At 68.7% G+C, this 12,883-nt stretch carries 11 protein-coding genes and 1 pseudogene; 5 read left to right on the top strand and 7 right to left on the bottom strand.

Translation table 11 applies throughout. The annotated features are described in order from the left end of the window. Positions 1-254: pseudogene (locus tag NLI01S_RS24340) on the bottom strand (sensor histidine kinase); the annotation flags it as partial. Positions 255-582: 328 nt separating this feature from the next. Between NLI01S_RS24340 and NLI01S_RS24335 the strand changes: the two are divergent. Then, entirely contained in the window at positions 583-3,195 is a 2,613-nt protein-coding gene (locus NLI01S_RS24335; RefSeq protein ID WP_067609124.1) for an ABC transporter permease, read from the top strand. Positions 3,196-3,297: 102 nt separating this feature from the next. Continuing rightward, positions 3,298-4,920, top strand: coding sequence for an MFS transporter (locus tag NLI01S_RS24330; RefSeq protein ID WP_067609121.1), 1,623 nt, complete (start codon positions 3,298-3,300; stop codon positions 4,918-4,920). On the opposite strand, the gene NLI01S_RS24325 is transcribed toward NLI01S_RS24330, so the two are convergent. The 5 genes from NLI01S_RS24325 to NLI01S_RS26135 form a co-directional block, all read right to left on the bottom strand. After that, a complete protein-coding gene (locus tag NLI01S_RS24325; protein ID WP_223809371.1) occupies positions 4,905-5,240 on the bottom strand; it encodes a hypothetical protein in 336 nt (111 codons plus the stop codon). The two genes, NLI01S_RS24330 and NLI01S_RS24325, sit on opposite strands and share 16 nt — an antisense overlap. An 89-nt stretch (positions 5,241-5,329) precedes the next feature. Next, a complete protein-coding gene (locus NLI01S_RS24320) occupies positions 5,330-5,770 on the bottom strand; it encodes a hypothetical protein (protein WP_223809372.1) in 441 nt (146 codons plus the stop codon). Positions 5,771-5,873: 103 nt separating this feature from the next. Next, a complete protein-coding gene (locus NLI01S_RS24315) occupies positions 5,874-6,701 on the bottom strand; it encodes a polyprenol monophosphomannose synthase (protein ID WP_067609118.1) in 828 nt (275 codons plus the stop codon). Positions 6,702-6,866: 165 nt separating this feature from the next. Next, on the bottom strand, positions 6,867-7,673 hold the full coding sequence (locus tag NLI01S_RS24310) for a DeoR/GlpR family DNA-binding transcription regulator (RefSeq protein WP_067609130.1): 807 nt from the start codon (positions 7,671-7,673) through the stop codon (positions 6,867-6,869). Positions 7,674-7,735: 62 nt separating this feature from the next. After that, entirely contained in the window at positions 7,736-7,894 is a 159-nt protein-coding gene (locus NLI01S_RS26135) for a hypothetical protein (protein WP_190318578.1), read from the bottom strand. 103 nt (positions 7,895-7,997) lie between these two features. On the opposite strand from NLI01S_RS26135, the gene NLI01S_RS24305 reads away from it, so the two are divergent. Continuing rightward, entirely contained in the window at positions 7,998-8,768 is a 771-nt protein-coding gene (locus NLI01S_RS24305) for a 4'-phosphopantetheinyl transferase family protein (protein ID WP_157091129.1), read from the top strand. A 13-nt stretch (positions 8,769-8,781) separates the two neighbouring features. On the opposite strand, the gene NLI01S_RS24300 is transcribed toward NLI01S_RS24305, so the two are convergent. Beyond that, positions 8,782-9,942, bottom strand: a complete 1,161-nt coding sequence (locus tag NLI01S_RS24300) for an acyl-CoA dehydrogenase family protein (protein WP_067609127.1) — start codon at positions 9,940-9,942, stop codon at positions 8,782-8,784. 241 nt (positions 9,943-10,183) lie between these two features. Between NLI01S_RS24300 and NLI01S_RS24295 the strand changes: the two genes are divergently transcribed. Then, positions 10,184-11,086 carry a LysR family transcriptional regulator gene (locus tag NLI01S_RS24295; protein ID WP_067609112.1) on the top strand — a complete coding sequence of 301 codons (903 nt, stop codon included), beginning with the start codon at positions 10,184-10,186 and terminating at the stop codon, positions 11,084-11,086. A gap of 384 nt (positions 11,087-11,470) precedes the next feature. Beyond that, positions 11,471-12,790, top strand: a complete 1,320-nt coding sequence (locus NLI01S_RS24290; RefSeq protein WP_067609110.1) for an ABC transporter substrate-binding protein — start codon at positions 11,471-11,473, stop codon at positions 12,788-12,790. The last annotated feature ends 93 nt before the right edge of the window (positions 12,791-12,883 follow it).

The raw sequence follows: 12,883 nt of genomic DNA, 5'->3' as shown, positions 1-12,883 counted from the left end.
ACGAGGAACGCCCCGAGCAGGATCCACCACATGCCCGGTAGGGAGTCCACCAAGGCCCCGTACACCCCGAACAGCGCCGAGAGGCCACCCAGCCCACTACTGACCCCTGCCAGCATCGCCACCCCGCTGAAGGGCAGCGTGAACAGGGCGAAACACCAGTCGGCGATGCGCAGCCGACGGTTCCACCACCACATCCCGTTGTGCCGCGCCAGTGTCGCGGCGCGGCCCACCCGGTCTCTCAACGGAGTTCTCACGCGACCGAGTGTAGGCCGGAGCCGGGTCGCCGCCATCAGCCCCTCGGGCCGTCGCCCCGTTCGTCGGCCGGCGACGTTTCCCCTGCCCATAGGCGTTCCGGAGCCGTGGCGGTTCACCCGAGACGACGGTCCCCCCGACGAAAGTAGGGGGGTCGACCCCACTTAGGCGTCCCGGACCCTCTCCAAGACATGCCTTTGGCCCATACCCGGTTCGGCCCGTGGACGGAGGTTTCGAGCGCTTCTCGAACCTAGCGTGACGAGCACGCCCGAACACGACCCCCGCCCCGGCCGCACAACCCGGCCGCATGATCCAGGAGTCATCTCCGCCATGCTCCGCACCACCCTGGCCGGCCTTCGACTGCACAAGGCCCGCTACGTCACCACCGCCCTCGCCATCCTGCTCGGAGTCATGTTCATCTCCGGCACCATGGTCTTCGCCGACACCCTTGAAGCGAGTTACGAAGAATCCGTGATGGGGTCGGCCACCAACGTCGACACCATCGCCGTGCCCGCCGAACAACAGGACGAAGCGGGTCGGTACCTGGAGCCCGAACCCCTCACCGAAGAACACCTGGAACAGATCCGCTCCCTGGACGAGGTCGCCGCCGCGGACGGTGTGGTCAACGGCCACGCGGTCCTGCTCGACGCCGAGGGACGCACCGTCGGCAGCGTGCCGCCCCTGGGCGTCTCCGTGGGTGAGGTCACCCGTTTCACCGCGAGGGAGGGCACCCTGCCCACCACCGCGGACGAGGTCGCCCTGGGCACCACCACCGCCTCCGAGACCGGTTTCGAGGTGGGCGACACCATCACCCTGCTCGACCCCGATCGTCAGGAGCGGGAGTTCACCGTCACCGGATTGGTCAATTTCGGGATCGATCCCGAGTACGGCTTCGGCGGCGCGGTGGTCATGACCGAGGACGTCGCCCGACGGATGACCGGGGCCGAGGGCTTCGGTGAGATCGACGTCCTGGCCGCCGAGGGCGTCACCGAGGAGCACGTCACCACGAGCGTCGCCGCCCTTCTGGGGGACGCTGCCGAAATCGAGTCCGGCACCGCCTACGGTGAAAGACTCGCCGGGCAGGGAGGCGCCCAGAGCGCGATCCTGCGCATCTCCCTGCTGCTGTTCGGCGTGATCGCGATGTTCGTCGCCTCGATCGTCATCTACAACACGTTCGCGATCCTCATCGCCCAGCGTCAGCGCGAGATGGCCCTGCTGCGCTGTGTGGGCGCCAAGCGCGGCCAGGTCTTCCGTTCGGTGCTGATCGAGTCCTTCGTGGTCGGCCTGGTCTCCTCGGCCCTGGGTGTGTCGGCCGGGATCGGTGCGGGCTTCCTCGGCGCCTGGATCGGTGGTCCCCTCCTCGGCGCCGACGTGGTCGCCGCGGTCGTGATCGATCCGAACGCGATCCTCGCCGGTCTACTGGTCGGCACCCTGATGACGGTGTTCTCCGCGCTGGTCCCGGCCATACGCGCCACCCGGGTGTCCCCGTTGGCGGCGCTGCGCACCAGCGCCACCGCGGCCGGTCTGGAGAAGGGCACCGGATGGCCCCGCGTGGTCTTCGGCGTGCTGACCTTCGTGGTCTCGGGTGTGCTGGTCACCGGGGTCCGGCTGATCGGCCCGCACCCGATGAACCTGTTCGTCGTGACCGGTGCGGCGCTGCTCGCCTTCCTGGGCGTGGTCGTGCTCGGCCCACTGCTGGTGCGCTGGTGCGCGGGTGTGCTGGGCCTGCCGCTGCGCCGTATGGGTGTGCCGAGCACGCTCGCGGTGGACAACTCCACCCGCAACCCGCGCCGCGCCGCCACCGCCATGATCGCCCTGACCGTGGGCGCCACCCTCATCACCGGATACTCGGTGGTGAGCGCCACGGTCGAGTCGACCATGACCAAGATATTGGACGACGCGTTCCTGTCGGACTACCGGATCGACCCGCAGTACGCCCCGGAGGGTGGGGGCGCGGACGCTTCCGTCGAGGAGGGCGCCGAAGAGGAGGCCGGGGACGAGCTCCCCGTCGACTTTTCGTTCGTCCCCGACCAGGTGCGTTCCGACCTGGAGCGGGAACCGTCCATCGAATCGGTGTTCGGTGAGCGCCACGACTACACCGAGTCCGACGCCGCCATGGAGGAAAGCGACGGCACCATCCCGGTCACCACCTACAACGGCGCGGAACCGGGCACCGATCTCACCGCCGACCTGGTGGAGGGCGACCTGGCCGACCTGGGCCCGGGGACCGTGATTCTCTCCGAGGACTTCGCCGTCGACAGAGGCGTGGGCGACACCATCGGCCTGGCCTCCCCCGAAGGCGAGCTGGAGTTCGAGATCGTCGCGGTGGCCGAGGACATGCAGGCCTTCTTCGGGGCGACCATCATCACCGAGGACTACGAGCGGATCTTCCCCGAGGGGACCCAGGACTCCTCCCTGATGATCCGGGGCGTTCCGGACGCCGATCCCGCCGAACTGCGCGAGGCCGTCTACTCGTCCGTGGACGACCACCCGACGCTACAGGTGGGTTCGGACACCGAGATCAAGAACCAGTTCTCCGAGATGATGGACATCGCCTTCTACACGATCGCGGCGATGCTGGGGTTGGCCATCATCATCGCGGTGTTCGGCATCTCCAACACCATGGCACTGTCGGTGCTGGAACGCACACGCGAGTCCGCGATGTTGCGGGCCCTGGGGCTGACCAAGGCGCAGCTGCGCCGGATGCTCGCCATCGAGTCCGTGCTGCTGTGTCTGATCGGCGCCGGGGTCGGCATCGTCCTGGGCGTGGTGTTCGGTTGGGCGGCCTCCATCGCCGTGCTGCCCAACCTGGTGTTCACCTTCCCCGGACCACAGATCGCGGTGTTCATCACGGTGGCGATCGTGGCCGGTCTGCTTTCCGCGGTGCTGCCCGCCCGGCGCGCCGCGGGAACGTCCATCACCGGGGCGCTCGGGAGCGAGTAGCACAACGGTCGGGGCCGGACGGCCGCACGGGGAGGACGCGGACCCTCGTTTTCGGGCGGGGGTCCGTGTTCGGTCGGACCCGGATCCGGGGAAGAGTGGCACATGAGTGGATCGGTCTCGACCCCGCCCTCCGCCGGTCGTGTGGCCTGGGGTACGCCCGCGGCGCGGTGGATGCTGACGGCCACGGTCCTGGCCTCGGGCATGGCGTTCCTGGACTCGACCGTGGTCACCGTGGCGCTGCCCGCCATCCAACAGGACCTGGGCACCGGGTTGTCCGGGCTGCAGTGGATCGTCAACGGGTACATGGTGACGTTGTCGGCGTTGATCCTGCTGAGCGGGTCGCTGTCGGACCGGTTCGGTCGGGTGCGACTGTTCATGATCGGGGTGGCGGTGTTCGCGCTCGCCTCGGCGCTGTGCACGTTCGCTCCGACGTTGGGGTGGTTGATCGCCGGGAGGGTCGCCCAGGGGGTGGGCGGTGCGCTGCTGACCCCGGGGAGCCTGGCCATCCTGCAGGCGGGTTTCCGGGAGGACGACCGGGCACGGGCGATCGGCGCGTGGTCGGGGCTGACCGGTGTGGCCTCGGCGGTGGGCCCGTTCGTGGGCGGGTGGCTGGTCCAGATCGGCGACTGGCGGTCGATCTTCCTCATCAATCTGCCGCTCGCGGTCGTAGTGCTCCTGATCGCCCACTTCAAGGTGCCCGAATCGCGGGGCGACTCCGCCACGGCAGGCCTGGACTACGGTGGCGCCCTGCTGGGCGTGGTGGCGCTGGGCGCGATCACCTACGCGCTGATCCAGTGGGGTGCCCAGGGCGGTACCCCGGCGGTGTGGACCGGCGCGGTCGTCGGTGTGCCGGCGCTCGTCGCGTTCCTCCTGGTGGAGTCCCGAAGGCGCGACCCCATGCTGCCGTTGGACCTGTTCCGGTCGGTGCCGTTCAGCGTGACGAACGCGTCCACGGTGGTGATCTACGCGGCCCTCGGGACACTGCTGTTCCTGATGGTCATCTACCTGCAGGAGGTCGCCGGCTACTCACCGATCGCGGCGGGGGCCGCGTCCTTGCCGTTGACGCTCCTGATGCTGACGCTCTCGGCCCGTTCCGGGAAACTGGCCGCGAAGATCGGTCCACGCCCCCAACTGGTGGTGGGTCCACTGTTGTTGGCGGGCGGGCTGGTGTGGCTGTCGCGGATCGGCGAACACGCTCCCTACCCGTCCGAGGTCTTCCCCGGTGTGCTGCTGGTGGCGTTGGGCATGTCCACGACGGTGGCGCCGCTGACGGCGACGGTACTGGCCTCGGTTCCCGAACGGCACGCCGGGCTGGCGTCGGGGGTGAACAACACCTTCGCGCGCGGGGCACAACTGATCGGTGTGGCGGCGATCCCGGCGCTGGCCGGGATCGGCGGCGCGACCGGCGAGGGCGGTGATTCGGAGGGGACCACGGGGTTGGCCGAGCACTTCGGCACGGCGATGCTGATCCTGGCCGCGTTGGCGGTGGCCGCGGCGTTGTGCGCGCTGGCGTTGCCGCGTGGTCGGACGCCGGCGGCCGGGGAGGCCGCCGCCCGGGGGTCGGTACCCGAGTCCGAGTCGGCCGCGGTGGAGGAGCTTCCCCACGATCGGCCCCTGCGCTTTTGTGGTGTGTCGGGGCCTCCGATGCGCTCCTGTCCCGGATCCAGCGCGGGTGTGAGCGGGGATGGGGACCACCCCGGTTCGTCGGGTCAGTCCTCCTCGTAACCCTCGGGTGGCCGGTCGGTGACGGCGTCGGGGTCGGGGACCACGCTCAGGGCCGCCTCCTCCGCGCTGCGCTCACCGCCCCAGCGCTGGCGTGGGATCGCCGTCCCCGGGTGTTCGGCTCGAAGACCGTCGGCGATCCCGCTCCGACCACGGCTGTCGTCGGTCACGAAGTCGTAGTCGAGGATGTTGAATTCGGAGTCGAGGACCATGTCGCGTTGGGCGACCTCCGTCGCCTGTGGGTCGTCCCCGAGGTCCAGGTCCACTTCGTAGGGGTGTTCCTTCACTTCGGTCGCCTCCCCAACGGGTGTGACCTCGATCATCTCATCGGTTTGTGCCTTTGTGAAGGGTGGGACGAGGAAGCGTCGGGACCCGAGGTCCGTGTGGGAACCCCGGGGCCCGACGTGACCGATCAGGCGTTGGGTTCATGGGGATCGGCGGGATCGTCCGCGTCCGGAACATAACCCTGCTGATTCCGGGTCCGGTCCGGCCTCCCATGGCGGGTCGCCGGCGAGAACTCGTCCTGCACCGCACCGCTCTCAGGGTCTTCGAAACGTCCGTCCCGGACAGCGGCCCCCTCTCCGGTGTCGACGGCGGAACCGTCATCGACCACCTGAAGGGCCTCCTCCTCGGTGTTCGTGGTCTCCCCGCCCCAGTTCTCCTTGGGATAGACGTCACTGCGCTCGTCCCGCACGGCTTCTTCGATACCGCGGCCGCCACGGCTGTCGTCATCCTTGAAGTCGTACTGCTGGATGTTGTGGTCGGGTTCGATGCGCCGCTCGATCTCTTCTGACTGGCTCAGCTCGGGGTCGTCCCCCATGTCGGTGTCCACGTCGTAGTGCTTGTCGACCATCGCGTCCACCTCCTCTTCCTCCTTGGTACCCAGGTTCAGGGAGGTGACAAGGGAATGTGAGGATATCCACCGGACGTCGGCGTATCGAGCGGTCGCCTTCGGGTCAGCGCCGGTGACGGACGTTCTCCGCACGGCGCAGGCGCAGCGGACGCAGGGCCGCTTCCAAGGCCACCGCTCCGTCGAGTTTGCTCTCGCCCATCACCCGGTCCTCGAAGTGGATGGGCACCTCCACGATCTTCTGGCCCCGGCGGAACGCCCGGTAGTGCATCTCCACCTGGAAGGCGTAACCGGTGCTCTCGATGCTTGGCAGGTCCAGGGCGCGTAGGGCCGAGGCGCGCCAGAGCTTGAAACCCGCGGTGACGTCGCGCACCGGGATGGCCAGCACCGTCTTGACGTAGGCGTTGGCCCATCCGCTGAGCAGGCGGCGGCGCAGCCCCCAGGCCTCGGACAGGCTGCCGCCGGGCACGTACCGGCTACCGATGACCACTCCGGCGTCGGTGGAGTGCAGGGTGCCCAGCAGCTGGGGGACGTACCCGACCGGGTGGCTGAGGTCGGCGTCCATCTGCACCACGTAGTCGGCGCCGTCGTCCAGCGCGCGGGTCATGCCCTCCACGTAGGCCCGACCCAACCCGTCCTTCTTGGTCCGATGCACCACGGTGAGCCTGCCGGTCTCCGCGCCGCCGAGTTCCGCCGCGAGCTTGTCGGCGATCTCCCCGGTGCCGTCCGGGGAGTTGTCGTCGACCACCACGATGCGCAGTTCGGGCAGGTCCAAGGCGACCAGACGGGCGACCAGTCGGGGAAGGTTCTCGGCCTCGTCGTAGGTGGGCACGACCACGGTCAGGCGAGAGCCGCGCCAGGGCTCGGGGAGCGCCACGGGTTCGGGTGTGACCCGCACCGGCCCGGGCGGAAGGTGCGTCGGTTCGGAGGGCATGCGCGTCGGCTCCTGGCGTCGAGAGGTTCGTGTGCGGATGGTCTTACCAGCGAGTAGGTGTGTACAGGATCACGCATCACACCTTCACCGCACAAGTCGGTTCGAATCGCAGACCACGTGTCCTTCCGGAGGAATCGGGCGGACGCGGCCGCTCGCACGAAGTCGTCACTGGCCCCTTTCGTCGGCGGCCACGACGACGTGCACCAGCGTTCCGATCTCCTCCAACGTCATGATCACCTCCGGGTCTGCGCCCGAGTCGGTGACCAGGTGCGCGATGTTCTCCGGGGCGACGGTGGGCATCATGGTCTCCGCGCCGACCTTGGTGTGGTCGGCCAGGACGATGGTCTCCTCCGCGCAGGCCGACAGGGCCCGGTCGATGCCGGCCACGGCCGGGTTGGGGGTGCTCAGGCCCCGTTCGGCGCTGACGCCGTTGCCGGAGAGAAAGGCCCGGTTGACCCGGAGCCCGGCGAGCGCGCTCTCGGCGGCGGCGCCGACCAACGCCCGCATGGGGGCGTGCACCGTGCCACCGGTCATGACGATCTCCACCCCGTTGGCGCCGGCCAGGGCGTCGGCGACCGGCAACGAGTTGGTGACCACCGTCAGGTCGCCATGGCCGCGCAGCGCGCGGGCCAAAGCTTCGGCGGTACTTCCCGGGCCGATGGTGATGGCGTCGCCCGGACGCGCCAGACGGGCCGCGGCCACGGCGATGGCGGCCTTCTCCGCGGCGCACTGGTCACGCTTGCCGGTGTAGCTCTGTTCGTGTCCGATCCTGCCGGGCAGGGCGACACCGCCGCGGCGGCGGTCGAGCAGCCCCTCGGTCTCCATGGCGCGCACGTCACGGCGGACCGTGACCTCTGAGGCCCGCACCTTGATGGCCAGGTCGCGCAGGGACATGCTCCCATTGGCGCGGACCAGCTCCAGGATGCGCTCTCGACGTTCGGCGCCGAACGTCGGACGGCTCTCCTCGGCCATGTTCACCTGCCCTTTCTCGATCGATCGGTGGTGCGCGGCACGATCGCCGCCCCACCGTCGAACTAGAGTACGGACCGGTCACGTCGCTGCGCGTCCGGGGCCTCCGTCTCCTCCGGTTCCCGCGTGACGGGCTTCTCGACTAGGAGGGTCACCAGGAAGATCACGGTGAGGGTGACGAGCCCGACCAGGGCTCCGGCACCGAACATCATCACGACAGACATCTGAGCCTCCAAAGGGGGCGGGCCGACCTGCCACTTACCGAATGCCCACTTCGACTCGGGCGCACACCCCCCATGAACGGGAAGATCGGCCACAATGGAGGACATGACCCTTGGTTCCTCGCCCCTAGAGTCCACGGTGTGGTGGGCCCACACCTCCACCGCGAGCGACCGTCTGCTCGACCTGTTGGACGAGACCGAACGCACCCGCAACGCGCGGTTCCGGCTCCAGTCCGACCGGGATCGCCATCTGGTCGGGCGGGCACTGGCCCGTCTGGTGCTCGCCGAACGTGTCGGCTGCGCCCCCGAGGACGTCGTCTTCGACCTGCGCTGCCGATCGTGTGAGGACAAAGCGCGTACCGGGGCGGGTGGGGAGGACCCCTCCCCGCACGGCAAACCGGTTCCGACCGGTGCCGCCGACGGCTGGGAGATCTCGGTGAGCCATTCCGGCGAGTGGGTGGTGCTGGCCTTGGCCGAGGGCGTGCCGGTCGGGGTGGACGTGGAGCGAATCTCGGACTCGCGCGACCTGGACGGACTGGCCGCCTTCACTCTGGCCGACACCGAACGTCGAGAGTGGGACACGTTGCCCGAAGCCGGGAGGGTGGGGGCCTTCTTCGGCTACTGGGCGCGCAAGGAGGCCCTGCTCAAGGCCACCGGACTCGGGCTGTCCGGTGGCCTGCGCCGGGTCTCGGTGAGCCCACCGAACAGCCGGGCGCGGCTCCTGGGTTGGGAGGGCGGAGGAGGCCCCGATGCAGCGTGGCTCCACGACCTGGAACGTGGCCCCGACTACCGGTCGGCCCTGGCCCTGCTCACCGACCGCGCGGTCGAGCCGACGGTGCATCAGGCCGAGGTCGCCCTGGAACTGCTGCGCCGTTGAGGCGGGACGGCGCTCAGACTTCGGCCTCACGCGCCAGGTGGCGGCCGATCACCAGCCGCTGCACCTGGTTGGTGCCCTCCACGATCTGAAGGACCTTGGCCTCGCGCATGTAGCGCTCGACCGGGAAGTCGCGGGTGTAGCCGTAGCCGCCGAACACCTGGACGGCGTCGGTGGTGACCTTCATGGCGGTGTCGGTGGCCAGGAGCTTGGCCATGGCGGCCTGCTTGCCGAAGGGGCGGCCGGCGTCGCGCAACCGGGCCGCGGACAGGTACAGCTCACGTGAGGCGGCGATCTGGGTGGCCATGTCGGCGAGCATGAAGCTCAGACCCTGGAAGTCGCCGATGACGGAGCCGAACTGGTGGCGTTCGCGGGAGTAGGCGACGGCGGCGTCCAGGGCGGCCTGGGCCAGGCCCACGGCGCAGGCGGCGATGCCCAGGCGCCCCGAGTCCAGGGCGGACAGGGCGATGGGAAAGCCGCGCCCCTCCTCTCCGATCAGCGCCGAGGTGTCGAGTTCGACGTCGTCGAAGAGCATCCCGGCGGTGGTGGAGGAACACATGCCCATCTTGCGTTCGGGCGCGGCTGAGCCCAGTCCGGGGGCGTCGGCCGGCACGTGGAAGCAGCTGATGCCGCGACCACCGGAGTCGGGGGCTCCGGTTCGGGCGAAGAGCGCGTAGTAGTCGGCCTGTCCGCCGTGGGTGATCCACGCTTTGGCGCCGTTGACCCGGTAGCCGGCCTCGGTGCGTTCGGCGCGGGTGGCCATGGCGGCGGCGTCCGAACCCGAGGTGGTCTCGGACAGGCAGTAGGCGCCGAGGAGTTCACCGCCGAGCATGCCCGGCAGGAGCGCGGCCTTCTGGTCCTCGGCACCGTAGGCGGCCAGTGGGTAGCAGGACAGGGTGTGGACGCTGACGCCCAGGCCCAGGGCGAGCCAACCGCGGGAGATCTCCTCCACGACCTGAAGGTAGACCTCGTAGGGCTGGCCCCCGCCGCCGTATTCGTCAGGGTAGGGCAGCCCCAGCAGACCGGCGCGGCCCAGGGTGGTGAAGGCGTCGCGAGGGAAGACGGAGTTCTCCTCGTCCTCGGCCACGCGCGGGACGATCTCCTTGTCCACGATCTCCCGGGTCAGCTCGAGGAGCTGTTCGGCCTCGGGTGTGTGCAGCGTGCGTTCGACCGCCATGAACTCTCCCACGGTTACGCGCCCTGGTGCGCGTGGGACCCACTTCGCGGCTTCGCGATTTAGTAGGTCGTCCAACTATATGGTGACGCTGGGCACCTTATCCCAAGGACCCGCCCTTTGGGCACCCCGGGACTGGACGGTGAACCGCCTCCAAGACGTTCACCCTGGGCACGACGCCCACCACGAGCCTTCGGGTTCGGCCGTCTGTACATGGAGGGGTCATGCGGCTTAGATTCCACGCATGGACCTCGAACTCCGCCACCTTCGCACCGTCTGTCTCCTCGCCGACACCGGCAGTGTCACCAAGGCGGCAGCGGCACTGTCCACCTCGCAACCCGCGCTGACCACCCAGTTGCAGCGCATCGAACGCGAGGTCGGCGGGGCGTTGTTCCATCGTGGCCGCTCGGGGGTGCGCCCCACCGAGTTGGGCGAGTTCGTCCTGGTCCGAGCACGTGCCGTGCTGTTGTCCATGGACGACCTGATGCACGACATCAGCGCGCGCGGGTCCTCCCCCACCGCGCTGCGCATCGGCGGGGTCGGCCAACTCACCGTGGAGCTGTCCGGACGACTCTCGGAGGTCTTCCCCGGGGTTCCGGTGCACGTACGCACCGAGTACTCCCCCAAATTGGTCACCGACCTGGTCCGAGCCGGCCGCCTCGACCTGGGAACCACCATCGACTACGTGGACCGCGACCTGACCACGGACGGACCGCTGGCGTGGGCGATGCTCGCGGTGGACCCGCTACACGTGGCACTGTGGGTGGAGCATCCCCTGGCCGAAAAGCCGTCCATCCACCTGGAGGACCTGGCGGACGACTCCTGGGCGCTCACTCCCCCCGACGGCACCGGTTGGCCCGAATGTTTCTACGTCGCCTGCCAGCAGGCGGGGTTCAGTCCCGACGTGCCCTACCGACTGCACGATCGGTCGGAGATCCGCGATCTGATCGCCGACCGCCGGGCGGTGGCACCCTGTCAGTCCGACTTCGACACCGGTCGGGGTGTGGTGGTCCGCCAACTGGAGGGGGCCCCGATACAGCTTCGACACCTTCTGGTCTGGCGCCGCGACGGCCCGGTGAGCCAGGTGGCGGACCGGATCGCGCGTGTGGCGCGGGAGATCATCGACCAGAGCGCCGAGAAGGTCTGATCCGATCGGGGACAACCACCGGCTTCGATCCGCCCATTGATCCCATGATCGGATTTTCCACGCGAAACGCCCTCCCGCGCCACGAAACCGTTACCCCATAAGGGCTTCTCGACAAAAGCACGGCGGCCCGCACCACCCCTTTAACACCGAAGGCCCCCAGCCGGACCTCCGGCCCATTGGGACGCCCGTGAACTGGGCCTGAACGACTATGCGTTACCAGCGGTCGCAGCGCTCGACCTCCTTCGTATGATGTTTACCAGCCGGTAACGTACTGACGAGTAGGAATCCGCCCCCAGAGCCTTCTCCCGAGCTACGAAGCCGCCTTCCCCCACAGGCCGAAAAGCCTCCCGCTGCGTAGGCACCACCGAAGTTCAGGAAGACCACATGCGAACACTGAGAATCATCGCTTCGACGCTCACCGTGGCGATTCTCGCGACCTCGTGCGGCGGCTCCGGGTCCGGTGAGGAAGAGTCCGCCCCGAGCGAGCTCACCACGGGGGTCACCGACGACAGCGTCGTCATCGGAACCCATCAACCCCTCACCGGGGCCGCATCACCGGGTTTCGTGCACGTCTCGACCGGCACGAGGGCCGTCTTCGACTACATCAACGACAACGGTGGCATCCACGGCCGCCAGATCGACTACCGCGTCGAGGACGACGTCTTCGACCCCGCGCAGACCATGGACGTCACGCGCGACCTCATCAACGAGCAGGAGATCTTCGCCATGCTCGGTGGGTTGGGCACGCCCACCCACGAAGCGGTGATCGACGACCTCAACGACGAGGGGGTCCCCGACCTCTTCGTCTCCTCCGGAGCACTGGCCTGGGACTCACCCGAGGAGTACCCCTACAGCTACGGTTTCCAGGTGGACTACTCAAAGGAGGCGAAGATCCAGGGCGCCTACATCGCGGAGAACTTCCCCGATGACAGCGTCGGCCTCCTCTACCAGAACGACGACGTCGGCCCGTCCTCGCACGCGGGCATCGAGCAGTACCTCATCGACGACATCGTCGCCTGGGAGGACTACGACCCCGGCGTCGCCGAACTCGACGGGCAGATCGAGGCCTTGAAGGACGCCAAGGCCGACGTCGCCGTCTGCTACTGCATCCCGGCCTTCCTCGGTCTGGCCATCCTGCAAGCCCAATCCGTCGGCTACGAGCCGCAATGGGTGGCCCCCAGTTTCGGTGGTGACGTCGAGGTCGTCACCGAACTGATCACGCAGTACGCCGAGGGAACACCCGCGGAGGACGTGCCGCCGGAGGCCTTCACCGACGGCCTGATCATCACCTCTTTCCTCCCGATGGCCGGCCAGAGCAAGGACCCGTGGACCACGTTCTTCCGTGAGATCCACGAGGAATACAACGAGGGCGCGCCCTTCACCGACACCACGATGTACGGCATGGTGCAGGCCACGCTGATGGCCCAGCTGCTCATGGAGGTCGGCCCCGACCTGGACCGGGAGACCCTGATCCGAACGCTCAACTCCCAGGAGTGGGAGGGCCCGGGGCTGGTGCCGTTCGTTGCCACCGAGGACGACCACAGCGGTTACTCCGGCGTCATGGTCGCCCAGAACCACGCCGGCGAGGAACCGGAGATTCTCCAGGAACCACGGGTCACGGACAGCGAGGGCGGGGAGATCCTCCCCTTCGAACTGGACCGACCCGGCCCTGACGAGGTCACCCTGCATGACGGCGACCACTAGATGAATAAATCCAAGGGGTGGAAGTGGCTGGTTGTTGGTGACTGGCCCCTGGCGGGGCGCCTCTGGCCAAGGCCCTTTGGGTTGTTGGGCGGG

The sequence above is a fragment of the Nocardiopsis listeri NBRC 13360 genome, assembly GCF_001570765.1.
GTDB lineage: Bacteria > Actinomycetota > Actinomycetes > Streptosporangiales > Streptosporangiaceae > Nocardiopsis > Nocardiopsis listeri.
This window is presented reverse-complemented; position numbering and strand designations above follow the sequence as displayed.